Below are 22,377 nucleotides of genomic sequence, written 5' to 3' on the forward strand. Positions count from 1 at the left end.
CTTAGAGGATCGCCACGACATCCCGAGCGACTTCCCGCGTGGTGCCATTGCAGGAGATCGAACGACGCGCTTTGATAAATTCCAGATTAAAACCATGCTCCCGGTACAGGTCTACTACCCTGGGGGCTGATGAGTTTGAAATGACTACCCTCGCGCCACGTTGGTGCGCTTCTACGCAGTGCTTAGCCAGCAATACCTGGTCATCCCAGTTAAAACCACCAGCGGCATACGCGGTAAACCCTGCAGTACCGGGCATCGGTTCATAAGGGGGATCGCAATACACAACGTCACCTTTCCCTGCAAGGCCGATAGTCCGGCGATAACCGGATGTCATGAATACGCAGTTGTGAGACATATCAGCGAAAGCCTTCATCTCCTGAAATGGGAAATAGGGAGCTTTGTATTTTCCCCAGCCAACGTTGAACTGATGGGCCAGGTTGTAACGCATCAGCCCATTGAAGCAATGCCGGTTGAGATACAAGAATGCAGCTGCACGCTCGGCTGCATCCAGTGTCTGCGCGTTGAATTCCTTCCTGATCAGTTCATAACCTTCAGGATTGCCCATTTTCTCGAACATCCAGCGGGCTTTGTTTTCAACCACGTCAGGCACGACAGCCAGCATTTGATACAGATGGATAAGGTCGGGGTTAACATCTGCCAACAGGAAATCCGCGTGTTTATCGCTGTTCAGGAATACAGAACCGCCCCCCACGAATGGTTCAATCAGTCGTAACCCTTCAGGGATATACCTGAACAGATCGTTAAGTTGGGTGTATTTACCACCTGCCCACTTCAGAAATGGCTTGCTCATCCTCTGAACCCCGCTGGTATGCCAGAATAATCAACATTGGCGTGAGTGGACTTGAACGCAGCGGCGTCTTTGGACCATCGTCCATTCACCCAGGAAGGCCGTCCTGCCGAGGACCATTTCCGGGCCTTATCGAAATATTCCGCGCAGTTCTCTGGGGCAAAAAGTGTTTTTGGCCGTAGGTAGTCGCACATTTTTGAATCGTTCGCCCATTTCTCATTCAGGTAATCAACCACCAGCATGAGGTCTTCAGGGCTGTAATTTTCTGCCAGACGACCGCGGATATATCCCAGAGTAGTTTTGCCACGTCCTCCTCGCCCATAGCTCGAATTAGTAACCTTGTTGAAATGTTCCAGAACGGTAATCGCAGGCCCGGTCTCGTCAGGTTGCTCAGCAACCGGACAAGAAGGGGTTTTATTATCTGTAGTACTCTCTGTTGTATTCTCTGTAGGATCATCGTGCCAATTTGACCTGATGACAGCGGTTCGTTTTGACTTGGTGGAGCGTTTCATATTGACCTCTTCCATCGTGTCATTTTGACCTGATGGAACAGCGCATTTTGACCCCTTCGATTTAGTCACTTTGACTTCATCTAAAAGCTCACTCTCGTAATTGATCGTGTAGTAGTTGGTCATGTCGCGCTGCGACTTGTTGAGCTGCTCGATTTTGAGTACGCCCAGGCTCTTCAGGCGGGTGAATGTGCGCTTCAGCGTTGACTCAGACCAGAACGGGAATTGCTCCAGCCATTGCTCAGTGGTGTTGTAGATCCAACGCACACCGTCACGCTCAAGCCCGGAGGTTGTCTCCTTCAGCCAGTAGTTAACCTGCTGCAACGCTATGGCTTCATTCAGACCAATGCTGTATGCAAGGTCAGGATTGATGACTATCGGCCTTGATGGCATTAACAGGCTCATAAGACCCCTCTATTTCCCTGAATTTTCGTCTGAACTGCTCAAGGGGGCTGAAGCACTCATGCTCGTACCCTTCACGCAGGTATATAACGCGCTGTGTCTGGGGCTCCCAGCGGATGACCTGGACCGGGATTCCGTAGTGATCTCTGAACCATCGGTTAAGTTCTCGCATACGCTCCCCGCCTGACCGTTAAAGTCCCCTACCACCCACTGAGCAAACTGGTAGCAGACAGGCTCGAACCCGCCTGGTACTCTTACCCCATACACGAACTGAACCGGACCTGCTCCACCAGGAACCGGACGCGCTATAAGTTGCGACCTGCGGTACTGTGTTGGTAAACTGTTCATGCGTTAGTAATCTCCACTGATAACGACACGCCACGACGCCAGAGGCTGCAACCTGCTGGCGTCACTTCTTTTTGCGTGCAAACAACGTGATAATTGCCGCGATTTCTTCTTCACGCGCTGCCAGGTGGCGGCGGTGATGCACCATGATTTCTTCAGCTTCATGTCTTTCGATAACCCCATCTTCAAGCGCCTGTTCGATAATCTGATCCACCTGTCCCCTGGCGGCAGAGGTACGCATTGCACGACTAAACAGGTCCACGCGGTCCAGTTCTTCCAGGTGCGGCACATCCACCAGCAGAGCACCGCGACGGCGGGCAAAATATTCAGCCAGGTGAGATGTATTCGAGATGTCCTCCATCGCTTCCAGTTCAGATACTTCAAAGAAACGACAGCCGTTCTTCTCGTAGAGGTTGTTATTGAACTGGGTTAAGGTCATACCTAATGCACCAGCCATCGCTTCACGTCCGCCGGGATAGGCTTTGCACATTGCCTTTACGGCTTCTTTCAGGTTTGTCATTTAAATCAATGCCCCTTTCGTTCTGGTGCCTTTCTTCTTGCCGTACTTAAGAATCATTCGGGCTTGTTCAAGGCAGTCGTCAAAGATGTTTCTTCGCTTGGTTGTCGGCTTTGATGAGCGCCGGTAGTACGAAATAGCCTCTACCCCCCCCTGCTCAGCCTGTTCTGCTGAATAACCATCAGTCAGGAGTGCCTTAACAACATTGTTTTTTATGAACTGTTCCGGGTTCATACCTACCCCTTTGAAATTCGGTTTGTAGTTACCTCTAAGCTGCTGGGTCTATAGACTTTTGGTAAAGATTCGCATCGTATTTGAGTTTTCCTTTTGTGATTCTCTCGATTACAAATGCTTGTTTTTGTGGAATTACATTTCCCCATTGGCAAACAGCACTATGGGTTACCCCTAAAGCAATTGCCGTTTTAGAAATGCCACCGTAGTACTCAACAACTTGTGTTTTTAACATGCTTCACCTCCTTAAAGTTAGCATTCTTACATCGTATATGGACAGCATGCTTACGTCAATTAAATGTAAGATTGCTAACGTGCAATCCGAGGAGAATTTATGGATACCGTTGGTAGCAGATTAAGATTTAGGCGAAAACAGAAAAAACTTACGCAGCGGGATATTGCTGAGTGGGCTGGTGTCAGTGCCTCTGCTGTTACCCAGTGGGAAAGTGATTTGACTAAATTGTCTGGAGAAAACCTGATTCTGGTTTGTAAATGCCTGCAATGTTCCCCCGAGTGGCTAGTTTTTGGCACGGGGGATATCGAAAACGGCATTAATATAAATCTAATCTCAACAAGAGAGGTTCCACTCATTTCTTGGGTGCAAGCGGGTAATTGGACCGAGGTAATAGGGAACCCTAGCAATGAAATGGTGAAAACGACGCGAAAGCTGTCTGATTCTGCCTTTGCGTTGAGAGTTAAAGGACATTCAATGACGTCAAATCAAGAGCTTAGCATTCCAGATGGTTCCATTGTTATTGTAGAGCCGGAGTATGGTTTTGTTGATGAAGCTAATGGAAAAATCGTCGTGGCTCAAACCGTTTCGGGCGGTGAAGCAACTCTTAAGAAGTTAGCTATTGACCCGCCTTTTTCATACCTAATGCCACTGAATCCGTCTTTCAAACCTATCGAGATCAATCAAGACACCAACCTTATCGGGATAGTTAAGCAAATCATCATAGATCTCTAACTTTGCAATCCCCTCCGAACCCGCCATAAGCGGGTTTTTTATACCCCCGGGCATAAAAGTAAGATTACTTACAATTACACCTTGACTAAAAATGTAAGATATCTAATATTAAGTGCATAACTGTGCTGTGTGTAGTCTTGGCGGTGCCAGTTTCCCTTTGTTTCTGGTACCGCCCTTTTTACACAAGACACAAGAGCATCACCGAGTAACGGGCCCATCACCCAATCCGCTCGGGCGGATTTGCAGCCGCAGGTGCTCTTCTGTGTTGTGTGGAGATAACTAACCAATCCTTTGCAGAGGACATAGAAATGAAATTATCAAAGTTACGTAACGCCATTGTCTATCGGGCTACTTTGCCCAGTATTGAATCGGTTGAAGGGCACCTGCAGGAATTGCCCTACTCTGAACTTACAGAAACGGAGTTCGCGCGGGCTTCCTTCGTCCCTAATCCGATTACCGGCGAGCTGGTTACGCCAATTACTGGCGGTTATGCAATCGTGGTTCGCCGCGATGAGAAAATAATCCCCCAGCACGTCGTGATGAAAGAAGCCAATGAGCGTATCCAGCGCATCGAAAATGCGTGTGGTCAGAAATTGAAGCGCGCTGACCGTAACAACATTATCCAGGATGCTAAGGTTCAGCTCTGCAAACAGGCATTCATCAAGTCGTCTCTGATCCTGGTCCTGTATAACACTGCAGAAAATCTGCTGATCATTAATTCCGCCAATAAAAATATTGCCAATTTAGTCGGGGCGATGCTGGTTAAAGTGATCGGCTCAGTAAAAACAGTCACGATCAACATCAGTGATATCAAAAACGGCCTGACAACGCGCCTTAAAAACCATCTGGACGGCGAAGAATCAGCGTTTGCCGGGTTTGAGGTTGGTGATTATGTCCAGCTATCCCGACTGGCAGAACAGAAAGAAGTTATTCGCTACTCTGCGGAGCACACTTCCGTTACCAGTGAAATTCTGGAGAGCCTGAACACAGGTTTTATCGTTGATAACATGGAATTAAGAGGCTGCGGCGTCTCTTTTCTGCTTACAGATAAATTCCATTTCCGGCGGATCGATACCAAGGATAATGATTATTCTGATGATGACGACAAAGCCTACCGCTGGCGTCACCAGGCAGGTACGGACATGTTCCAGTTCTGTAAAGTAATTAACCAGCTTTGTGATCTGCTCGCCTACAAAGAGCCCGAAGAACAAAAACCAGCAGCCTGATTAGAACAGCAGCAATTACCCCATTCTCATGGGTTGGGTTGCTGCACCCTAAAGCGCGTTGCAGCGCGTCAGTTGGAGAAAAAACATAATGGCAAAAACAGCACAGCAGTTAATTAAAGATGCCTTTGAGGCGGCTAAAACAATGCCTCCTGCTACTGCAGAACTGCTAAAAGATTTGGCAACTATGCTCGATGTTTCGAACGTTACTCTTCGCCAGGCACGTAAAGAACGTGACGCCATGAAAGAAGAAGTTCTTTCCTGGGCTAAAGAATGCGATCGCATTGTTGAACGTCACACTAAAACCCGCAGCAATATGCACGTCTTAGAAGCTATGCGCGATATGGAGAATATCTCGGCTGCTTCCACCAGCGATGTGGAGGCTGTCTGATGGCTAAAGATTCAAAAGTTGTATATGGCGCCAGTGGCAAGACGAACGTTTTAACGTTCGAGCCCGAAAACCTGCACCTGGTCACCGATATGACCCACCCTCTCTACGATGAACGTGTTCACCTGCCGATCGACGAAGGGATGGTACTGAACATCAAGGAGCTGGGTGTACTGGAGCCGATCATCGTCTGGAAAGACCCTGAAACGGGGCTCACCTGCGTAGTTGTAGGCCGTCAGCGCGTAAAACACACCCTGGAGGCAAATAAGCTTCTTTTGAAAGAGGGCAAAGACCCACTGCTTGTTCCTGGGGTCGTTAAGCGCGGATCAGCAAATCAGATGGCTAAATACATGGTCAGCGAAAACGAAATTCGCCGACCTGATACACCGCTTGGCCGCGCTAAAAAAATGTCAGACGCTCTCGACCGCGGACTCGATGAGGACGACATTGCGGTGTTGTTTGGCTGCAGCGTTCAGACCGTTCGAGCAACGCTCTCCCTCCTCGATGCTACTCAGGCCGTCCGGGAAGCGGTGGAATCTGGCACTGTTACTGTTACCCAGGCACGTCAGCTTGGCACGCTTCCCCCGGAAGAGCAGCGGGAAAAAGTAAAAGAGATTGAATCTGCAACCGTTGGAACTACCGGCCATGAAAAAGCCAGGCGCCAGCGCGCCGTGCTTGGCGAAACTAAGCCACGTCTCAAATCACGCAAAGAAATCACAAAAGCCCTTGAAGGTGCCAGCGGTGAATACGCTGATGCTCTGCGCTGGGTGCTCGGGGAGGCTGTATGACTATCACACTACAGGCAGTAAACGAGCTCATTCAGTCGCTGGAGTCGGCGGGCGAGCTGTCAATCAAAGAGACAAAGGTTATGGCGCTGGCGAAAGCGTTTAAGCAGCTGGCTGCGGAGAATGTGGGGCTGAAGGCTGGCGTAACTTACTTCGCATATTCCCCTGAATACGGCTTCGATTACTTCAAAGACAAGCAGAGCGCTATTGATACAGCGCAAGCTGAGATTGACGCTTACCGTGAGGACGCAGACGACGGCTGGAGCGAAGATGTTCAGCGCGTGTCATGGGGTGTCGTGATTCAACAAGCTCAAGGCTTCGATGCTCAAGGGCTGCACACCTCCGATAGCCAGCACACCTATCAAACATGCGATTACTGGCTGGTTGACTCGGTAGAAACCCCCGGCACCGATCGCATCTATGCCGGGATTAAGGCTGAAGGGGTTGAAGAGTTTGTATCCAACACCGTGCATAAGATTTTTGATGAAAGCGAGGCAGTGTCAGCTTTGGCTTACCTTTCCCTGGCTAATTCACATGTGAAGCTGCTGCGCGAGGGGGCCGACAAATGAGCATTAGAACAGAGCATGGGTACGGGCCATTAACGGTTACTGTCGGCTGGCTTGATAACTGCCCGAACTGCAACAACGACAAAGTGAGTGTGACTGGCTGGTCTGTGTCTCCGGATACTCTTTGGGCTGGCGACGAAGCCGTATGCACGAAATGCGGACACAAAGGCGAAATTGATGCAGACGGTGAAAACGCCTGGGTTGAATGGGATGGCGTGAAGGAGTCCAGCCATGACTGATATCACCGAACTGGCGCCAGCTATGAAAGCGGCAGCAGAGAAAGCAAGTTCCGGCGACTGGGTAAAAGAGTCTGGCGATGGCTGGGATGCCACTTGCAGCAACGATGACCAGGCCAACAGCGGATTTATTATCGCGAATTTTATAGGGCCGGATTCAGCGGCCAATCGTGAATTTGTTCAGTTGGCTAACCCTGCCAACGTCCTCGCGCTGGTAGAGGCGCTGGAGAAGGCGCAGCAGCGGATTACTCAGCTGGAGCCCCGCACCGTCACCGTGAAGCAATATGATGAATTTCAGATTTGCCATTACGGTGCCACTGAGGACTACGCGAAGGGATATATCGACTGTCAGAACAACTTTTCCAAATGGCTGACCGCCGTTGGCATCAAGTGGGAGGCTGAGTGATGGGCAAACCACTAAACAAACGCGAACGCGAGTTTTTAAAGCCAGCAATTGTCCACGGCTGGGAAATCGAAATTAGCCCATTCCGTAAAACGGCGTTATGGGATGGCGATTCTCTCCTTCCAGTTAGAGTCGGCATCATGGCTGAAAGCCTGATAAAGCGCGGCTATCTTGAGCGAATTTCTATGGGATTCGGCAGGGACATAATCAGAGTGACGGAAAAGGCTAAAAATTTGCGGTGTTACCGTTGCTCGTATGGCAGGACCATCAAAAACGGTCAGCAAGCTGGCCCATGCCCGCATTGTGACGGCGGAATCAAGCCAGAAGGAGCCAATCAATGACCAATAACCAGTTAACCAGAGAAGAGAATGTTCAGGCTGTCTTTGATTTAAAAGCCGGCTACAAATTGGGGCTCGCCGATGTAGAGATTCTCAAGCGAGTAGCCCGCATGATGCTGGCCGCAATGGACAGCGAGCCGGTGGCATGGATTGCGATTTATCACGGAGAAGTGTACGACGAAGCGATCGGCATTACTCGCTCCGTTGTTGAGGCTCAAGCGGATCATTTTGGCTGGGAGTCGGCGTTAACGGAAATCATCCCGCTCTATCGCCACGCGCAGCAGCCGGTTGTGCCTGACCGCTCCATATTCGAAAAATGGTGGGAATCACAGAATGGAGCGCCCCTCGATGGCTGGGATTCGTTACGGACAACTGACGGCTATTGTGACGATGGCATTGATGGTCAATTTGAAGCCTGGAACGCCGCCACGCTCGCAGCCGCCCCGCAGGAGGTGCCAGATGGAAAATGAGAGCGACAACGTCATCACTCTGGTGCAGCCCAAGCGAGACGAAGAGAAGCTACTGAATATCACCGTAACCGACAGAAAGGACTACAGGCAGCAACACTGCAAGCATAAAGCCGTTGAAGTCGATGAGAAAGGGCGGATCATTCTGTGCCTTCAATGTGGCTGTGCCGTTGACCCTTTCCAGTACGTTCTTCAGTGCGCGACTGATGGCGAGGCTGTGGTGAGAGAGATTCAGCAGCTTCATAACCGCCGTGATGAACTGCGCGAGGCTGTAGCCAACCTGGAGCGCGAAGAAAAGAACGCTAAGGCCCGGCTGCGCGCCGCCAGAACGTCAATCCTCTTCGCAGAGAATGACCTGAAAAACACTGAGCGGGGGATAAAACAGTGAGTCAATCCCCCGCAGAACGCAAAGCCGCGCCGAGAGCAAACAAATTAAAGCTCCGTCGCTGGCGGCGTATTCGTGATGATTTGGCCTGGTATAAGGAGGAAGCAAAAGACCTGCATAACAGGCTAATGGAATTAGCCGATGAAGTAGCAAAGCTTCGGAGCCAGGTTCTTACCGTACCTATGCCAGTAATAGTTCCTTTCCAGATTTATTCGACAGTAACAGGAGAGCCAGACCACCAGCTGTGCAAAAAGTGTAATGACGGGCTTCGTGGGGGATGCTCGGCTTGTTCTTTTAGTGGCAGATAACCCGGTTGCAGCCGGATTAGTGGAGATATACGTATGGGGCAGCTAGTTACTATCTATGACTGGGCATCAGGACCAAATGGTTTTAAATATCCAGTGAGCAAAGCAACACTGAATAAAATAGCTAAAACCAAACAAACCTTCCCGGCTGCAATCAAACAAGGTCGCCGCTGGGTGATTGATGAAGATGCTCGTTTTATTGGCATGGTGGGTGATGTTGATATTTCTACATCTCTGTCAGATAAAGCCCGCCAGTTAGTGGAGAAGGCCTTCTATGGCAGCTCGACCCAGAAAACATAACATTAATATTCCAAACTTATACTGCAAGTTAGATAAGAGAACATCCCGTATCTACTGGCAGTATAGGCATCCCACATCAGGTGTTTTTGTAGGGTTTGGAACCGATGAAGATGCAGCGAAAGCTGCTGCAACTGAGATGAATCGTCTCATTTCTGAACAGGAAACAAAGCAATCATACGCTCTTGTCGATATGGCCATTAAAGCAAACGACAAGAAAGCCCCGGGAATGAGAGTTAGCGACTGGATTAAAAAGTATAAGGAAATTCAACAGGAGAGGATGGAAAACAACGAGATCAAACTATCCACATTAAAAAATAGGCGTCTTTGCTCGAATATTTTATCTAAAAGAACACCGAATCTGCGAATAGCAGATGTGGATACCAAGATTATCGCTACCATCATTGATGAATATAAAAATGCAGGTAAGCAAAGAATGGGGCAACAGGTAAGGTCGGTTCTGGTTGATGTTTTTAAAGAGGCTCAACATGCAGGCGAGGTTCCTCCTGGTTATAACCCTGCTCTTGCTGCGAAGAATCCTGTAGTGAAGGTAAGGAGAAAACGATTGACCTTAGCAGAATGGAAAACCATTTTTAAACACGCCGAGGATATGCAGCCAGCTGCGCAGAACGCCATGCTTCTGGCTTTAATTACTGGCCAGCGATTGGGTGACATCGTTGATTTCAAGTTTTCCGATGTGTGGGATGGGTTCCTGCATATCACACAAAACAAGACGGGGTCCAAAATTGCCTTACCACTTTCCCTTAGATGTGATGCCATCGGTATGACGCTTGAAGAAGTGATCGCAAGATGCCGGGATCGATTCGTTAGCAAGTACCTAATTCATCACTCAGTTCTGCATGCGACGGCGAAGCCAGGAAGCAAAATCCCTGTGAATTCCATATCGCGGTATTTCACCATTGCAAGGGATCAATCAGGGATTAAGTGGCCTGAGGGTCATACCCCGCCATCGTTTCATGAACAACGTTCACTGGCATCTCGCCTCTACAAAGAACAAGGCTTAAACGTTAAAACCTTGCTGGGTCATAAAACTGACGCGATGAGCGAAGAGTATGCAGATGATAGAGGACTGGACTGGAAAAAGCTTCAGGTGTAGCTACGTGAAAAATGGTGAGGCATTACCCTGCTGGTCTTGTATTTTTCACGTAGCGTTTTGGGGAAAGATATTGGGGATATTTTGGGGAAACAAAAAACGCTTTATATTTCAATAAAATATTTTCTAGCATTCTGCTTCACAAGCAAACCTCAAAAGCGGACGGTTAATCTCTTCCGGACAGCCAGCTTTCACAGCTGGCTGTTTTTTTTGCTTTATCCGGCCCGGTTCTGCTGTAGAGTGCCAGGGTCAATCTCCGCCATTATCAGGTCGGGCAAGCTCTCCAACTGGTGCACCTTACCGCACTTAACGATGATCTGCCGGGCCCTATCATATCCCGGCGCCCACAGCCGATTATTCATGCGCACATCCTTATACACTGCGACCAGCGGTTTTTTCCACGCAGCCGCCATATGTACCACCGAGGTATCCGGCGAGATAACCAAATCGGCCTGCGCAATCAGCGCCATGCAGTGGTGCAGCGTTTTAAACGGATTCACGCTGACCTTCTCCGGCAGAGAAAGACGAATTTCATTGCGGTGGTCGAGCAATATAATATTGATAGCGGGATACTCTTCGCGCAGTCGGGTGAGAAGCGTGGCCAGCTGCTCCTGCGACATGCTGCGGTCCGGATGGCCGGCAAAAATATTAATGACCACATTTCGTCCACTTTTAGACGCCAGATAATCACGCACCTCGTGCTCGACATTCTCGGGAATATGCAAGTCATAAGACTGCAGATATTTTTTGTCCAGCTGGAGATAATCGGCAATGAGCGTAAAGGTCTTGCTGACGTGCCAGTTTGCACAGTCAAAATCAAAAGAGCGGGTATAGTGATTAATAGAAGGCCATTTATTAAACCCCAGCACCGAGCGCGCTTTTATCTGCCGTAACAGCAGCATCCGGTGCACCGGAATATCAAACAGCGAGGGGTCAATAACAATATCATACTTATTATTCGCAAGCTCATTAATAACTGACTGAGGAACGTTATGGGTAAACTTACGCAGATAAGCCGCCGAGTCGACATTCTCAGCTTCATAAATATGGCGAATATGTGGATTATCACGCATGACCTGGCTGTTCGATTTCGTTAACAGAAAATCAACGGTTATACCTGCCTTATGGAGGCATTTAACCAGCGCAGAATCAACGACAACGTCGCCTATCGCGCCTTCATTGCGCATAAGCAGTACCGTTTTGGCGGACGTTAAATCTGCTTCGCGACGCGCGCGACTATCCCATAACGCTTTTGCGATATAAACCCGCAGAATATTGCGTAATTTCTTAAAAAAATAATTGCGGCGCCGGTTGAGCTCTCTTATTTTTTTAAACTTCCGGGGAGCTACCTGCACCGCTGCGTTTTCCATCATCATAACCTCGTCACCACAATCAACAACACCTCTGCTAGTCATCCTAATGACTAATGAAAATAAGAAAAGTTCTCTTGTTATATAAAATTATCCTGTTTTTGGCGCAGGGCGAATAGTAATACGTTTCGTTATTGCAGCATATCTTATTGCATGCAAAATGAGGGAAAGGTGAAGTTAATGTGGATAAAAGGGGTGTGAAAGCCTACAATTAGCCTGCTTATAGTTTGCATGAATTCTGGTTTCAGTTTTCATATCGCTATCGGGATCGCCATACACAAAGTGAACTCTTTCTCCATTCAACACGTAATGTGGCTAAACATGCACACGCTTTTGCTAGAATCTACCGGTGACAACTGCTTAAGTTTTATCACAGCGTATCCTGATTTTTCCCCTTCATGACATGAATAGACCGTGCGCAGGTAAACTGACCTTAACGATCTGGTGAACTAACGTAATGAAATTAAAGAATAAATTACTTCGTCATTTGATTTCGGCTGGGGTAGTGGTCCTGACCTCTTCATTCCTGGTCTATGAGTTAGTCGTCAGCCATCGGGATATGTCGGAATATATGCACTATATTGTCGAAAAAGGCGAGTACGCTTTTCTCTACGATAAATATCAAAATCAGCTGGTTATCTCCCAGATCGCCCGCAAGTTAGATACCCTACCTTCTGCTGAAGTCGCTCAACAGGCATGCGACAGCGTACAAACAAAAGGCAGCGTTAGCGGTCTGAATATTACGGAGTACACCTTTCCCCTGCTTAGCGGCACGCTCAGTGCGAATCAGTCTTCCTGCCTGGCGTGGGTTAACGATCTGCCCGCGCTGCAGGCCTTTGATACCATTATCGACCATAACAGAACCCACCATGGCCAGGAAACCGGTCCTTATAAATCCGACAACAAATTACGTTACTTCATTGATTTTAAAAATAAATATGTGTATTTCCATACTCAAGTCGAGATTAAAAACCGCGCACTGGACAACTGGAACTTTCTCCACGACGGCAAATTAGGTATTACCCAGACTAACCTTAACAGCTTACTGCGCGGCCGCACGTTGATGTCCAGCATCTACGTGGACGCGGTGACCGGGCAAAATATTCTCTCGTTTTTGTCCCCGGTGTATCACCACGAAGGGCTTAAAGGGGTCGTCATGGTCGATGTTAGCCGTAAAGATATCGAAGAGCTCCTGTATACCGCTGACCGCCCGCTGGTGTGGCGTTATCTCGACATCACATTAACGGATTCGGACTCAACCTCAGAAATCATTGTTCACCGCAGCAAAACGCATCTTTTTAGCTATGCCCATTATCAACATGCGGTAGCCACAAACCTGCAGATCTCGCTGTCGCTGGACGTGATGTATTTCCTGCTCAGCTCCTGGAAGCTCTTCCTGTTTTACCTGATTTCTACCGGCGTGCTGCTTCATCTTGTTCGCATGCATTTTCGTTTGTATATCGATGTTTTTAAAGAAAATATTAGTGATTCATTAACCGGTCTTTACAACCGTAAAATTCTCTCCTCGCTGCTGGAATCGCGCATGCAAAAGCTGACGGAACAGGGGGTGAATATTGTGTTTATGGCGCTGGACTGCGACCGGCTTAAATACATTAATGATACCTTTGGGCATAACGAAGGCGACCGCGCAATTGTGATGCTTGCTCAGTCCATATCCGCCGCCATACGCAAAAGCGATTACGGTATCCGGTTGGGTGGCGATGAGTTCTTTCTGATACTGATTGATTACGCCGAAGAAGACGCCAAAAATATTACCGAGCGTATCCGCCAGCATCTGCGAACGATTGACGTCAACAAGCGCGTTAACTTCTCATGGGGCGCCTGTAGCATGGCGCCGGGAGATAGCCTGGCCGATACCATGCAAATCGCCGATGCCCGGCTGTACGAAAATAAAAAACAAAAAAAGCACGTCCATCCAGGGCGAGAGGATTAATCTTTAGCTTTAAATTTTTAAGGAACCATCAGCATGAACGCGTCTGCAGGACTCAACATTCATCAGCAGCTGATCGCGCTGCTTAACCGCTCCCATGCCCGCTACCGGGTTGTGGAACATGAAGCCGTCGGGAAATGTGAAGCGGTGTCGAAGATCCGCGGTACCGCGCTGGGTCAGGGAGCCAAAGCGCTGGTATGCAAAATTAAAGGTCATGGCGTAAATCAGCACGTTCTGGCGATTCTTGCCGCCGACCTGCAGGCGGACTTAGCCCGTCTGGCCGAGTATATCGGCGGCAGTAAAGCCTCCCTCGCCAGCCCGGCGGAAGTGGACTCCCTGACCGCCTGCGTGTTTGGCGCGATTCCCCCCTTTAGTTTCCACCCGGCGTTGCGGCTGGTTGCCGATCCGGTCCTGTTCGAGCGTTTCCCGGAAATCGCCTTTAACGCCGGGCAGCTTGATAAATCGATCATCCTGGATACCGCCGACTATCTGCGCATTGCTCGGCCGGAATTGGCGGCTTTTCATCGCCAGCCCTGAGTCTGCTCCCGCCGTCTGCAGCCCGTTTCCGCTTTTTTGCGAGCTTCGCGGCGGGAAGATCGCCATCGGGCAGATGCCTGAAAACATCATTCTGAGATAAAAAAGCCTGTTTAGTCACGCAATTATGCGTAGAGTAAACGGGCTTCTCTTTTTTGTTTTCTGGCAAGGACCTCTGCACATGCTCGACACCACCCTGTTAATACTGCTGGGCCTGGCGGCGCTCGGCTTTGTTAGCCATAACACAACCGTGGCTATTTCTATCCTGGTGTTAATTATCGTTCGCGTCACCCCGCTTAACGCTTTCTTTCCGTGGATAGAAAAGCAGGGGCTGACCATCGGTATAATTATTCTCACCATTGGCGTGATGGCGCCAATCGCCAGCGGTACGCTCCCGCCTTCAACGCTGCTGCATTCCTTCGTTAACTGGAAATCGCTGCTGGCCATCGCGGTAGGCGTTTTTGTTTCCTGGCTTGGCGGGCGCGGCGTGGCGCTGATGGGCTCGCAGCCGCAGCTGGTTGCCGGGCTGCTGGTCGGCACCGTGCTCGGCGTCGCCCTCTTCCGCGGCGTACCGGTCGGCCCATTGATCGCCGCCGGGATAATTTCGCTGTTTATCGGGAAGTCGTAGCCAGGCTGGCAAGATAGCGTCCCGGCGTCTGCCCAAGGCCCTTTTTAAACATAGTAATAAAAGCGGTGGTGGAGTCGTAGCCCAGGCTCTGCGCCGTCTGCTGTACCGTTTGCCCGCGAATCAGCATCTGCAGGGAGAGAATAAGCTGCAGCTGATGCCGCCAGCGCCGAAAGCTCAGCCCCGTCTCGCGCACCACCAGCCGCGCCAGATTGCGTTCACTCATGGCAAACTCCGCCGCCCACTGCGCCAGGGATTGCCAGCGGGCCGGGTCGACGGCCATCATTTCCGCCATTTGACGAATTTTGGCATGTCCGGAGACCGGTAGCTGCAGATGCTCCTGCGGCTGCTGCGGTAGCTCATCAAACAGCACCTGCACCAGCCGGTCCATCTCCGGTTTACCGAGCCAGGCCCTGCCGCGCTGGGCCATCGCGAGGATCAGCTCGCGCACCAGCGGCGAAATCTTTAACGTACAGCAGAAATCCGGCATCGGCGCCGCATCGGGTTCGATAAATAAGAAGCAGATTTGCGCCTCCGGCGTCGCGCGATTACTGTGCGGTACCTGCCCGGGCACCCACACCGCGTACTGCGGCGGCACCATCCACATGGCGTTCTCGACTTCACAGGTTAGCGCCCCGTGAAGGGCAAGTATGAGTTGCCCTTTACGATGCTGATGGCGCGGAATGTACTGTTCATCCGCGACAACCTGAATACGAAAAGCCAGCGCCGCCTCGTGGCCGCTGTCCGGGTCGTAGCCGTCCAGGCCGAGTCCGATCATAAAATTGTCCGATTTTAGCGATAATCTGTCATTTTAGCTTGATTTAAACATCCCACAAACAAGCTATTGTGAACGCCTCGTATTCTTGTTTGAGATCGCCATGAATTCTGTTTTACCTTCTGCCGGCCGCCGTCCTCTTTTGTTGATTGCCGGTATTCTGCTTATCGCCACGACCTTACGCGTGGCATTTACCGGCGCCGCGCCGCTGCTCAACGCCATTCGCAGCGAATATGGCCTCACTACCGCACAAACCGGGCTGTTAACGACGCTGCCGCTGCTGGCCTTCGGCCTGGTGTCACCGCTGGCTGCGGGAGTCGCTCGCCGCTTCGGCCTTGAACGCAGCCTGCTGCTGGCGATGATACTGATTTGCCTCGGAATTGGTCTGCGCTCCCTGCCCTTCGTCTCGCTACTGTTTATCGGCACCGCGGTGATCGGCTGCGGTATCGCGCTGGGGAACGTACTGCTGCCGGGGTTAATCAAACGCGACTTTTCGCAGCACGTCGCCAAAATGACCGGCGCTTACTCTCTCACCATGGGTGGCGCGGCGGCATTGGGCTCGGCCATGGTGGTACCGCTGGCGCTTGCCGGACTTGGCTGGCGCGGCGCGCTATTGACGCTGATGGTTTTTCCACTGCTGGCGCTGTTTGTCTGGCTGCCGCAGTCGCGCAGGCAGGCTACCGCGCCGCTGACCGGTTCGGGAGCCATCCATAACCGCGGTATCTGGCGTTCTGCGTTAGCCTGGCAGGTGACGCTGTTTCTTGGCATTAACTCGCTGGTCTATTACGTTATCATCGGCTGGCTGCCGGCCATTTTGCAAAGTATTGGCTACAGCGAAGCGCAGGCGGGTTCCCTGCACGGGTTGCTGCAGCTGGCGACAGCCGCGCCGGGACTGGCGATTCCCTTAATCCTTCATCGGTTAAAAGATCAGCGCGGTATTGCGGTGCTGGTCGCTATGATGTGCGCGGTCAGCGCGCTCGGATTATGGTTTCTCCCGGGTCAGGCGGTAATGTGGACGCTTATCTTCGGCTTTGGCTCCGGCGCGACCATGATTCTGGGGCTGACCTTTATCGGACTGCGCGCCAGCTCAGCCCATCAGGCCGCTGCGCTGTCGGGAATGGCGCAGGCGGTGGGCTATCTGCTGGCCGCCTGCGGGCCGCCGGTGATGGGTAAAATTCATGACGCCTCGGGCGACTGGCATATTCCCCTGATCGCCGTGGCGCTAATTTCTGTCGTGATGGCGGTCTTCGGCGCGCTGGCTGGCCGCGATCGGGAAATTCACGGCTAGCGGCACTATCGCCCGGCAAACGCTGCCGGGCGTTTATTTAACGGCTCGCGGCGTGTAAAAACGCGTGAACCAGCGGCGCGGGCCGCCCCTCCAGCGCATTGCGCTCGTGCTGGAACAGCGTGGCGACAAAGAATGGATGCGTAACCAGCTCGACCGCACGAATCTCGCCGTCATCGTCCCAGCCGGTCACCCGCAGATCGCCCTGCTCCAGTTCGCGAGCAAAATCGTCGGCAATCCCATAATTACAGTGGTATCCCTCCTGAATGCTATCGCGACCGTAAGCGCGCGCGATAAGCGTATTGGCGCGCAGCTCAATATTATCCGTCTTTTCAACCAGCGAGCAGCTTAGCGGCGCGATGACCATCCGGCCTTCGGTATCGGTTTCCGCATGCGCGGCATCCTGCCAGCCCATAACGTTGCGCGCATACTCAATAATGGCGTGCTGAAACCCACCGCAGGTACCGAGGAACGGTATGCTGTTTTCACGGGCGTGGCGAATGGCGATAAATGCGCCTGCGGCGTTTTTATAGGGGCTGGCGGGTACCACCCAAATAGCATCGTAGTCAGCAAGATCCTCAGTAGATTTTATCTCACTGGTTGCCAGCCAGTCATAGCGCAACGAAAGCTCGAGGACGGCTGCAGCATCATCTATTGCCAGGGGAATCGCTTTGTGGGCGACAACATCGGGGTTGTAATCACCAACCAGGGCAATACGCAGGGGGGAATTCATAGCAGGATCCTTATGTCAGAGCGATTATCAGGCAACACAAGGAACCTCAGATTAGCGATCTCACATGCAGAAAACAATCCTTATTTTCTCTGCGCCTGAAGACGGGCATTTTGCGCCGACTGGCGGTATGGTATAGGACAGAAGAATGGCTATGGATACACGATGAAGAGCAAAATTCTGGTTAGCGCCTGCCTGATGGGCTTTCAGGTTCGCTATAACGGCAGCCACAAGGCCCGCTTGACTGACGCATTGACTCGCTGGCAGCGTGAGGGACGGCTGGTCACCCACTGTCCGGAGCTGGCGGCCGGATTGCCTGTACCGCGACTACCGGCTGAGATCCTCAACGCCCAGGGCGCAGAGGTGATGCAAAATCGCGGGCAAATTGTTGAAAGCGACGGCAAGGATGTCACTGCTCATTACCAGTTGGCCGCCTGGCTGGCGCTAAAAGCGGCGCAAGAAGAAGGGTGCGCTGCGGCTCTGCTTACCGATGGTAGCCCCACCTGCGGCAGCCAGTTTATCTATGATGGTACCTTTAAAGGCCAGCGCAAACCCGGTGCTGGTGTTGCCGCAGCCCTGCTTCGTGAGCACGGCATAAAGGTATTTTCTGAGCAGCAGCTCCCGCAGCTGCTGGCGTGGATGGAACAAAGGGAAGGCAATGATGATTCAGTGTAAACGCGTTTATGACCCGCAGGAAACGAGCGACGGCTACCGGATACTGGTCGACCGTCTGTGGCCGCGCGGGATAAAAAAAGAAGCGCTGAACTACGATGAGTGGTGTAAAATGCTGACGCCATCAGCAGATTTACGCAAGGCTTTTCACAGCGAGACCATCGATTTCGCCCACTTTAGCCAACTCTATCGCCAAGAGCTTGAGGCTCAACGGGAGGAAGGCAAACGCCTGGCTGCCCTGGCCAGTCAACAGCCGCTGACGTTACTCTACGCGGCGAAAAACACCCGGCAAAACCATGCGCAGGTGCTGGCTGACTGGCTAAAATCGCTACAATAAACGCTACGGCTTATTCGGGTGATCGCGCCGCCAGAGCGCCCATTCATCTAACGTTTCCCCGCTGGGCAGCTTACATTCAGTGCGTACGCCCTGCGGGCTTTGGATGGGAACCTGCGTGCCGCCGAGCTGCTGACAGTAAACCGAAGCCGGGTTAGCCATCCCCACCGGATGCGCAGGCTGCGTCGGCTGAGTCTGCGCACATCCGGCCATCGCCAGAGGCAACATAGCTATCATCCACTTCATTTCTTCTCCTTAATTGATCAAAACGGACTTTCGCCCTGAATCTCCACCTTTTCTCCATTTTAGCTGCACTTTTGCATCGTAGAGTAGCCCTGTTCTCGAACTGACCAGAGAACAGATCATTCCATAATCAATGAGTTTTTCCCCGTCGCCCCCGACGGGGCTTTTTTTTGGGATTTAATAAATTGAAATAAAAGGATTTATTTCAAAAGTGTCCACATATCGACCACATTGACAAGAATAGCCCCCTTTCCAGGGGGCTGTTTTTATACCGCAAGACTAAGTTGACTGTTCCCGTAATGAGAAGCCGGGAAAGCATCGCCGGGGATAAATCCTGGCGGCAAAGGATCTGCGCTGGTTGAGCGCTTCGTTACTCTGCGCTCTACGGTGTTCAGCGTCGTGAATGACTCGCTGCATTCAAGATTCTGGCATTGATGGTATTGCCGGATGGTGAACTCGCTTAACCGGCGGCTGGTGCGGGTGCGGGCGTTTGCGCCGCAGTAGGGACAAACAAACATGATGATCTCCCATAGGGAGTTGAACTCACGCCTATTATGGCCGCTACTGTTCAGTTTCTGCAATCCAGTCGCTTATTTTCGCCTCAAGCTCCATTTTCGTGATAAATCCGTTATCACCGATAACATGTTCCGCTCTGGCAATGATCCAATCCTGAGTATCGATTTCAGACTTGAAGCCCGACACGTTCAGATGCATACCCGGATATAAATCGGCGCGGCCGCGCGCCAGGGTTATCGAAAACTGTGCCGCGCCTTTCTGGAGCTGTATCCATTTTGCCGCAGCTGCGCGCCTGGCCGCCGTTTCGTTCTGATAGGTTTTACGCAAAACATACACGTTACCTTCAGCGCCCTCCATGTAATCCCCTTCCGGGCGGCTGCTTTTCTCCTCAGCCTTTTTTCTGGCAGTATTTGTTTTGCGCTTAGTGACCTTGACCGGTTTTTTCTTGCCGAAATTAAGATCCAGCCAGTACGCCCGCACACCAGTGTAAGCATCACGATCGGCAATGCGGAACCTGTGACGATCTCCGCTGGCACGGGTTATCTCAGCCGATGGCAGCGCCCTACCGGATGCACTGACGCCGCCCCCAGGCAGGATAAACAGCAGACAGCCATTTTTCACGGTGGCAATGGCCCCCAACATCTCCGCCATGCGCGTTAAAAACGACATGTCGCTCTCTTCGGTCTGATCCGCATGGTCGATCTCAATGTCGATCAGGGCCTCGCTAATCATCGGCTTCAGGTCATAACGCCGGGCTATGGCCGATACCACCCGCTCTACCGTCACATCATGCCAGGACACCTCCCGCCTGACGTTCATCTCTTCGCGAAAATCAGCGCTGTGCGCGGTGATGCCTATAACATCCGGCGGCCCGCTATGCCCAACCTCGTCAACGGTGTAGAGACCTTTGTAGATCAACGCCTCACCCAGCCAGCCGATGGACACCGCCAGCTCCGCACCGCGTGGGGGTAAATCCGTTACTCCGTCAGAGTCATCTACTGACAGAGTTAGCTGATCAGCATCAAAACCGTTGTTATCTGTAACAGATAGCGAGGTGATGCGGTCGGCCAGTTCAGTCAGGGCGACCCCACCCAACGTGATACTAAAATCCGGTGTCTTTACGACCTCACTTAATTTTTCTAAATACCCTTCGGCTGCTGTTGTTAGCGTGTCTGCTATCGACATAACTCCCCCGTTTTTTGCTGATGATTCCATGCCCGCGCGCGGGGCTGAATCCCTTTTTGTTGTCAGCGAACGGGCAGACCGGCAACCAGGCGACGCCAGCAGACTTAACGTTGAATATTGCCCTGAACTCAAAGAGCAACATGATGGTGAACTTATGTCTGAAACTCGTTTTCACGGCGTCCGCTCTCGCGAAAATACCGACCTACAGCAGGCAATCAATGACATTGATTCCAGCGTGATCGGTATTGTTGCGGTTGCTGATGACGCCGATCCGGAAACTTTCCCGCTCAATACTCCGGTTCTGCTGACACGGGTACGTAACGTCCTCGGCAAGGCAGGTAAAACCGGGTCACTTTACAAAGCCCTCAAAGCCATTTCCGATCAGTGCAGTCCGCGTGTTGTGATTGTCCGGGTGAAAGAGGCTTCCGGTAACGGCGACAGCCAGTCCCAGGCCATTATTGGTGGAACAGATGGCGACAGCTATACGGGAATGTATGCCCTGCTGACGGCGGAGGCCAAAACCCGCTATCGCCCGCGCATCCTGGCGGTGCCGGACTACGACACTGCGGAAGTGACGTCACAGCTTTGCGTGATTGCCCAGAATCTGCGGGCTTTTGTTTATGCCGGTTGCAACGGCTGCGCGACCATGGCGGAGGCTATCGCTTATCGCAAAACCTTCGCTTACCGCGAGCTGATGCTGATCTGGCCGGACTTTATCGCTTACAACCCCCTGACGGATGATAACGAAACGTTTCCCGCCCCGGCTTACGCCTGCGGCCTGCGCGCCGCTATTGATAACAGCCAGGGCTGGCACAAATCGCTGTCCAACGTTGTGGTGAATAACGTTCTGGGTATTTCGAAAGATGTATTCTGGGCATTGCAGGCAGAAGACAGCGACGCTAACGAGCTGAACAACAACGAAATCACGACGCTTATCAAGCGTGACGGTTTCCGCTTCTGGGGTAACCGCACCACGGACACCGAAACCTACACTTTTGAGGTGTTTACCCGTACCGCGCAGATCCTGGCGGACAGTATTGCGGAGGCGCAATTTACCTCTGTTGACAGCCCGCTCACTCCGGCCAACGTGAAAGATGTGGTAAGCGGCATCCGCTCTGCTCTCAGCAAAAAAGTCACTGCCGGCCAGCTTATCGGCGCTGACTGCTGGTATGACACGCTGGACAACGGCACCACGGATTTGCGCCAGGGAAAACTGATTGTGCGCTATAGCTACAGCCCGGTCCCACCGCTTGAAGATCTGACGCTATACCAGACCTTTACTGATGATTTTTACGAACCGGCGTTCGCGTCGCTCGGGGGTGAATAATGGCTGTTCCTCACAAACTGCGGCTTTTTAGCTGCTTTGTTAACGGCGACAACTATCTGGGAAAAGTGACCTCTTTCACTCGCCCCAAACTGTCACGAAAAGTAGAGGACTATCAGGGCGGTGGCATGCTGGGTGCGGTCGGTGTTGATCTCGGCCTTGAGGCTGGCGCGCTGGATTCCACCATTGTTTTTGGAGGCGTAATTAAGGCTCTCTTTCTCGAATACGGAGCAGAAATTGACGGCACGCGTCTGCGCTTTGCGGGTGAATATTTCACTGATGGCGAAAGCCAGCTTGTCGAGGTGGAGCTGCGCGGGCGATTTACTGAACTCGACGGTGGAGACTCAAAACAGGGGGAAGATACGGAGGAAAGCTACACCTTTAAGTCCACCTACTACAAATTCTCCATCGATGATCAGCCCATTATCGAAATTGACCTGCTGAACTTCATCTACAAAAAGAACGGTCAGAACATGTTCCCGGACCGCATCACCTCCGCCCTGGGTATGGGCAGTTAATCACGACAAAAAGGGCGGCGGTGACGTCG

Annotated in this window: 30 protein-coding genes and 1 pseudogene; 19 read left to right on the plus strand and 12 right to left on the minus strand. The window is 51.6% G+C overall.

What is annotated here, in order from left to right:
- Window position 1: 1 nt before the first annotated feature.
- The 6 genes from K2184_RS16790 to K2184_RS16815 all read right to left on the minus strand — a co-directional run bounded on the left by K2184_RS16790 (window position 2) and on the right by K2184_RS16815 (window position 3,047).
- Window positions 2-811 carry a DNA adenine methylase gene (locus tag K2184_RS16790; protein ID WP_047720913.1) on the minus strand — a complete coding sequence of 270 codons (810 nt, stop codon included), beginning with the start codon at window positions 809-811 and terminating at the stop codon, window positions 2-4.
- Window positions 808-1,722, minus strand: coding sequence for a conserved phage C-terminal domain-containing protein (locus tag K2184_RS16795; RefSeq protein WP_047720912.1), 915 nt, complete (start codon window positions 1,720-1,722; stop codon window positions 808-810). Before K2184_RS16795 ends, K2184_RS16790 begins: the two co-directional genes overlap by 4 nt.
- A complete protein-coding gene (locus K2184_RS16800; RefSeq protein WP_071988277.1) occupies window positions 1,679-1,891 on the minus strand; it encodes a DUF4222 domain-containing protein in 213 nt (70 codons plus the stop codon). The genes K2184_RS16795 and K2184_RS16800 overlap by 44 nt, the downstream gene beginning before the upstream one ends.
- Before the next feature lie 237 nt (window positions 1,892-2,128).
- The gene (locus K2184_RS16805) at window positions 2,129-2,584 is read right to left on the minus strand and encodes a YmfL family putative regulatory protein (protein WP_047720911.1); all 456 of its coding nucleotides are present in this window, start codon (window positions 2,582-2,584) and stop codon (window positions 2,129-2,131) included.
- On the minus strand, window positions 2,585-2,815 hold the full coding sequence (locus K2184_RS16810; RefSeq protein WP_040186309.1) for a hypothetical protein: 231 nt from the start codon (window positions 2,813-2,815) through the stop codon (window positions 2,585-2,587).
- A 34-nt stretch (window positions 2,816-2,849) separates the two neighbouring features.
- Window positions 2,850-3,047, minus strand: coding sequence for a Cro/CI family transcriptional regulator (locus K2184_RS16815; RefSeq protein ID WP_040186306.1), 198 nt, complete (start codon window positions 3,045-3,047; stop codon window positions 2,850-2,852).
- A gap of 99 nt (window positions 3,048-3,146) precedes the next feature.
- Between K2184_RS16815 and K2184_RS16820 the strand changes: the two genes are divergently transcribed.
- From K2184_RS16820 to K2184_RS16870, 11 genes and pseudogenes are all read left to right on the plus strand, one after another.
- Entirely contained in the window at window positions 3,147-3,779 is a 633-nt protein-coding gene (locus K2184_RS16820) for a LexA family protein (RefSeq protein ID WP_040186304.1), read from the plus strand.
- 308 nt (window positions 3,780-4,087) lie between these two features.
- On the plus strand, window positions 4,088-5,005 hold the full coding sequence (gene rdgC / locus K2184_RS16825) for a recombination-associated protein RdgC (RefSeq protein ID WP_047720908.1): 918 nt from the start codon (window positions 4,088-4,090) through the stop codon (window positions 5,003-5,005).
- An 88-nt stretch (window positions 5,006-5,093) separates the two neighbouring features.
- A complete protein-coding gene (locus K2184_RS16830) occupies window positions 5,094-5,393 on the plus strand; it encodes a hypothetical protein (RefSeq protein ID WP_047720907.1) in 300 nt (99 codons plus the stop codon).
- Window positions 5,393-6,178: a ParB/RepB/Spo0J family partition protein gene (locus K2184_RS16835; RefSeq protein ID WP_131929670.1), complete on the plus strand. Its 786-nt coding sequence runs from the start codon at window positions 5,393-5,395 to the stop codon at window positions 6,176-6,178. The genes K2184_RS16830 and K2184_RS16835 overlap by 1 nt, the downstream gene beginning before the upstream one ends.
- Entirely contained in the window at window positions 6,175-6,744 is a 570-nt protein-coding gene (locus K2184_RS16840) for a hypothetical protein (RefSeq protein ID WP_181680419.1), read from the plus strand. Before K2184_RS16835 ends, K2184_RS16840 begins: the two co-directional genes overlap by 4 nt.
- Window positions 6,745-6,972: 228 nt before the next feature.
- Window positions 6,973-7,233: pseudogene (locus K2184_RS16845) on the plus strand (ead/Ea22-like family protein); the annotation flags it as partial.
- 149 nt (window positions 7,234-7,382) lie between these two features.
- The gene (locus K2184_RS16850) at window positions 7,383-7,721 is read left to right on the plus strand and encodes a hypothetical protein (RefSeq protein WP_181680417.1); all 339 of its coding nucleotides are present in this window, start codon (window positions 7,383-7,385) and stop codon (window positions 7,719-7,721) included.
- Entirely contained in the window at window positions 7,718-8,188 is a 471-nt protein-coding gene (locus K2184_RS16855) for a hypothetical protein (protein ID WP_181680416.1), read from the plus strand. The genes K2184_RS16850 and K2184_RS16855 overlap by 4 nt, the downstream gene beginning before the upstream one ends.
- Complete coding sequence (locus tag K2184_RS16860; protein WP_123829858.1) at window positions 8,178-8,573, plus strand: hypothetical protein; 396 nt, start codon at window positions 8,178-8,180, stop codon at window positions 8,571-8,573. Before K2184_RS16855 ends, K2184_RS16860 begins: the two co-directional genes overlap by 11 nt.
- A gap of 338 nt (window positions 8,574-8,911) precedes the next feature.
- Window positions 8,912-9,175, plus strand: a complete 264-nt coding sequence (locus tag K2184_RS16865; protein ID WP_064374402.1) for an excisionase — start codon at window positions 8,912-8,914, stop codon at window positions 9,173-9,175.
- A complete protein-coding gene (locus K2184_RS16870; RefSeq protein WP_064374401.1) occupies window positions 9,150-10,289 on the plus strand; it encodes a phage integrase Arm DNA-binding domain-containing protein in 1,140 nt (379 codons plus the stop codon). Before K2184_RS16865 ends, K2184_RS16870 begins: the two co-directional genes overlap by 26 nt.
- Before the next feature lie 212 nt (window positions 10,290-10,501).
- On the opposite strand, the gene K2184_RS16875 is transcribed toward K2184_RS16870, so the two are convergent.
- Window positions 10,502-11,659, minus strand: coding sequence for a glycosyltransferase family 9 protein (locus tag K2184_RS16875; protein ID WP_163525111.1), 1,158 nt, complete (start codon window positions 11,657-11,659; stop codon window positions 10,502-10,504).
- 454 nt (window positions 11,660-12,113) lie between these two features.
- On the opposite strand from K2184_RS16875, the gene dgcJ reads away from it, so the two are divergent.
- The 3 genes from dgcJ to K2184_RS16890 all read left to right on the plus strand — a co-directional run bounded on the left by dgcJ (window position 12,114) and on the right by K2184_RS16890 (window position 14,769).
- A complete protein-coding gene (dgcJ, locus tag K2184_RS16880) occupies window positions 12,114-13,610 on the plus strand; it encodes a diguanylate cyclase DgcJ (protein ID WP_049592078.1) in 1,497 nt (498 codons plus the stop codon).
- Window positions 13,611-13,643: 33 nt separating this feature from the next.
- Window positions 13,644-14,144 (plus strand): YbaK/prolyl-tRNA synthetase associated domain-containing protein, encoded by a 501-nt coding sequence (locus tag K2184_RS16885; protein ID WP_004112261.1) that lies wholly within the window; start codon window positions 13,644-13,646, stop codon window positions 14,142-14,144.
- Window positions 14,145-14,322: 178 nt separating this feature from the next.
- Window positions 14,323-14,769 carry a DUF441 domain-containing protein gene (locus tag K2184_RS16890; protein ID WP_004101248.1) on the plus strand — a complete coding sequence of 149 codons (447 nt, stop codon included), beginning with the start codon at window positions 14,323-14,325 and terminating at the stop codon, window positions 14,767-14,769.
- Here K2184_RS16890 and K2184_RS16895 read toward each other — a convergent pair.
- Window positions 14,753-15,544 (minus strand): AraC family transcriptional regulator, encoded by a 792-nt coding sequence (locus tag K2184_RS16895; protein WP_163525085.1) that lies wholly within the window; start codon window positions 15,542-15,544, stop codon window positions 14,753-14,755. The two genes, K2184_RS16890 and K2184_RS16895, sit on opposite strands and share 17 nt — an antisense overlap.
- A 100-nt stretch (window positions 15,545-15,644) precedes the next feature.
- Here K2184_RS16895 and K2184_RS16900 point away from each other — a divergent pair, with 100 nt between their 5' ends.
- Window positions 15,645-16,829: a CynX/NimT family MFS transporter gene (locus K2184_RS16900; RefSeq protein WP_163525087.1), complete on the plus strand. Its 1,185-nt coding sequence runs from the start codon at window positions 15,645-15,647 to the stop codon at window positions 16,827-16,829.
- 37 nt (window positions 16,830-16,866) lie between these two features.
- On the opposite strand, the gene K2184_RS16905 is transcribed toward K2184_RS16900, so the two are convergent.
- The gene (locus tag K2184_RS16905) at window positions 16,867-17,559 is read right to left on the minus strand and encodes a CTP synthase C-terminal region-related (seleno)protein (RefSeq protein WP_004112256.1); all 693 of its coding nucleotides are present in this window, start codon (window positions 17,557-17,559) and stop codon (window positions 16,867-16,869) included.
- A 162-nt stretch (window positions 17,560-17,721) separates the two neighbouring features.
- Here K2184_RS16905 and K2184_RS16910 point away from each other — a divergent pair, with 162 nt between their 5' ends.
- Together K2184_RS16910 and K2184_RS16915 are read left to right on the plus strand one after the other, a co-directional pair.
- A complete protein-coding gene (locus tag K2184_RS16910; RefSeq protein ID WP_016808475.1) occupies window positions 17,722-18,231 on the plus strand; it encodes a DUF523 domain-containing protein in 510 nt (169 codons plus the stop codon).
- Window positions 18,218-18,565, plus strand: coding sequence for a DUF488 domain-containing protein (locus K2184_RS16915; protein ID WP_163525113.1), 348 nt, complete (start codon window positions 18,218-18,220; stop codon window positions 18,563-18,565). Before K2184_RS16910 ends, K2184_RS16915 begins: the two co-directional genes overlap by 14 nt.
- 3 nt (window positions 18,566-18,568) lie before the next feature.
- Here K2184_RS16915 and K2184_RS16920 read toward each other — a convergent pair whose 3' ends face one another.
- From K2184_RS16920 to K2184_RS16930, 3 genes are all read right to left on the minus strand, one after another.
- Window positions 18,569-18,808, minus strand: a complete 240-nt coding sequence (locus K2184_RS16920) for a putative hemolysin (protein ID WP_004101237.1) — start codon at window positions 18,806-18,808, stop codon at window positions 18,569-18,571.
- Window positions 18,809-19,071: 263 nt separating this feature from the next.
- Window positions 19,072-19,323, minus strand: coding sequence for an ogr/Delta-like zinc finger family protein (locus K2184_RS16925; protein WP_004213128.1), 252 nt, complete (start codon window positions 19,321-19,323; stop codon window positions 19,072-19,074).
- A gap of 43 nt (window positions 19,324-19,366) precedes the next feature.
- The gene (locus K2184_RS16930; protein ID WP_163525089.1) at window positions 19,367-20,506 is read right to left on the minus strand and encodes a phage late control D family protein; all 1,140 of its coding nucleotides are present in this window, start codon (window positions 20,504-20,506) and stop codon (window positions 19,367-19,369) included.
- 154 nt (window positions 20,507-20,660) lie between these two features.
- Here K2184_RS16930 and K2184_RS16935 point away from each other — a divergent pair, with 154 nt between their 5' ends.
- Together K2184_RS16935 and K2184_RS16940 are read left to right on the plus strand one after the other, a co-directional pair.
- Window positions 20,661-21,833 (plus strand): phage tail sheath subtilisin-like domain-containing protein, encoded by a 1,173-nt coding sequence (locus tag K2184_RS16935; protein ID WP_117053929.1) that lies wholly within the window; start codon window positions 20,661-20,663, stop codon window positions 21,831-21,833.
- Complete coding sequence (locus K2184_RS16940) at window positions 21,833-22,348, plus strand: phage major tail tube protein (RefSeq protein ID WP_163525091.1); 516 nt, start codon at window positions 21,833-21,835, stop codon at window positions 22,346-22,348. Before K2184_RS16935 ends, K2184_RS16940 begins: the two co-directional genes overlap by 1 nt.
- The last annotated feature ends 29 nt before the right edge of the window (window positions 22,349-22,377 follow it).

This window comes from Klebsiella sp. K5-306, from assembly GCF_051835185.1.
GTDB classification, from domain to species: Bacteria; Pseudomonadota; Gammaproteobacteria; order Enterobacterales; family Enterobacteriaceae; genus Klebsiella; species Klebsiella oxytoca.

Excerpts from the sequence above, each read along its gene's own strand:
- K2184_RS16790 (WP_047720913.1), bottom strand. The coding sequence starts at position 811 with ATGAGCAAGCCATTTCTGAAGTGGGCAGGTGGTAAATACACCCAACTT.
- K2184_RS16795 (WP_047720912.1), bottom strand. The coding sequence starts at position 1,722 with ATGAGCCTGTTAATGCCATCAAGGCCGATAGTCATCAATCCTGACCTT.
- K2184_RS16800 (WP_071988277.1), bottom strand. The coding sequence starts at position 1,891 with ATGCGAGAACTTAACCGATGGTTCAGAGATCACTACGGAATCCCGGTC.
- K2184_RS16805 (WP_047720911.1), bottom strand. The coding sequence starts at position 2,584 with ATGACAAACCTGAAAGAAGCCGTAAAGGCAATGTGCAAAGCCTATCCC.
- K2184_RS16810 (WP_040186309.1), bottom strand. The coding sequence starts at position 2,815 with ATGAACCCGGAACAGTTCATAAAAAACAATGTTGTTAAGGCACTCCTG.
- K2184_RS16815 (WP_040186306.1), bottom strand. The coding sequence starts at position 3,047 with ATGTTAAAAACACAAGTTGTTGAGTACTACGGTGGCATTTCTAAAACG.
- K2184_RS16820 (WP_040186304.1), top strand. The coding sequence starts at position 3,147 with ATGGATACCGTTGGTAGCAGATTAAGATTTAGGCGAAAACAGAAAAAA.
- rdgC (WP_047720908.1), top strand. The coding sequence starts at position 4,088 with ATGAAATTATCAAAGTTACGTAACGCCATTGTCTATCGGGCTACTTTG.
- K2184_RS16830 (WP_047720907.1), top strand. The coding sequence starts at position 5,094 with ATGGCAAAAACAGCACAGCAGTTAATTAAAGATGCCTTTGAGGCGGCT.
- K2184_RS16835 (WP_131929670.1), top strand. The coding sequence starts at position 5,393 with ATGGCTAAAGATTCAAAAGTTGTATATGGCGCCAGTGGCAAGACGAAC.
- K2184_RS16840 (WP_181680419.1), top strand. The coding sequence starts at position 6,175 with ATGACTATCACACTACAGGCAGTAAACGAGCTCATTCAGTCGCTGGAG.
- K2184_RS16850 (WP_181680417.1), top strand. The coding sequence starts at position 7,383 with ATGGGCAAACCACTAAACAAACGCGAACGCGAGTTTTTAAAGCCAGCA.
- K2184_RS16855 (WP_181680416.1), top strand. The coding sequence starts at position 7,718 with ATGACCAATAACCAGTTAACCAGAGAAGAGAATGTTCAGGCTGTCTTT.
- K2184_RS16860 (WP_123829858.1), top strand. The coding sequence starts at position 8,178 with ATGGAAAATGAGAGCGACAACGTCATCACTCTGGTGCAGCCCAAGCGA.
- K2184_RS16865 (WP_064374402.1), top strand. The coding sequence starts at position 8,912 with ATGGGGCAGCTAGTTACTATCTATGACTGGGCATCAGGACCAAATGGT.
- K2184_RS16870 (WP_064374401.1), top strand. The coding sequence starts at position 9,150 with ATGGCAGCTCGACCCAGAAAACATAACATTAATATTCCAAACTTATAC.
- K2184_RS16875 (WP_163525111.1), bottom strand. The coding sequence starts at position 11,659 with ATGATGGAAAACGCAGCGGTGCAGGTAGCTCCCCGGAAGTTTAAAAAA.
- dgcJ (WP_049592078.1), top strand. The coding sequence starts at position 12,114 with ATGAAATTAAAGAATAAATTACTTCGTCATTTGATTTCGGCTGGGGTA.
- K2184_RS16885 (WP_004112261.1), top strand. The coding sequence starts at position 13,644 with ATGAACGCGTCTGCAGGACTCAACATTCATCAGCAGCTGATCGCGCTG.
- K2184_RS16890 (WP_004101248.1), top strand. The coding sequence starts at position 14,323 with ATGCTCGACACCACCCTGTTAATACTGCTGGGCCTGGCGGCGCTCGGC.
- K2184_RS16895 (WP_163525085.1), bottom strand. The coding sequence starts at position 15,544 with ATGATCGGACTCGGCCTGGACGGCTACGACCCGGACAGCGGCCACGAG.
- K2184_RS16900 (WP_163525087.1), top strand. The coding sequence starts at position 15,645 with ATGAATTCTGTTTTACCTTCTGCCGGCCGCCGTCCTCTTTTGTTGATT.
- K2184_RS16905 (WP_004112256.1), bottom strand. The coding sequence starts at position 17,559 with ATGAATTCCCCCCTGCGTATTGCCCTGGTTGGTGATTACAACCCCGAT.
- K2184_RS16910 (WP_016808475.1), top strand. The coding sequence starts at position 17,722 with ATGAAGAGCAAAATTCTGGTTAGCGCCTGCCTGATGGGCTTTCAGGTT.
- K2184_RS16915 (WP_163525113.1), top strand. The coding sequence starts at position 18,218 with ATGATTCAGTGTAAACGCGTTTATGACCCGCAGGAAACGAGCGACGGC.
- K2184_RS16920 (WP_004101237.1), bottom strand. The coding sequence starts at position 18,808 with ATGAAGTGGATGATAGCTATGTTGCCTCTGGCGATGGCCGGATGTGCG.
- K2184_RS16925 (WP_004213128.1), bottom strand. The coding sequence starts at position 19,323 with ATGTTTGTTTGTCCCTACTGCGGCGCAAACGCCCGCACCCGCACCAGC.
- K2184_RS16930 (WP_163525089.1), bottom strand. The coding sequence starts at position 20,506 with ATGTCGATAGCAGACACGCTAACAACAGCAGCCGAAGGGTATTTAGAA.
- K2184_RS16935 (WP_117053929.1), top strand. The coding sequence starts at position 20,661 with ATGTCTGAAACTCGTTTTCACGGCGTCCGCTCTCGCGAAAATACCGAC.
- K2184_RS16940 (WP_163525091.1), top strand. The coding sequence starts at position 21,833 with ATGGCTGTTCCTCACAAACTGCGGCTTTTTAGCTGCTTTGTTAACGGC.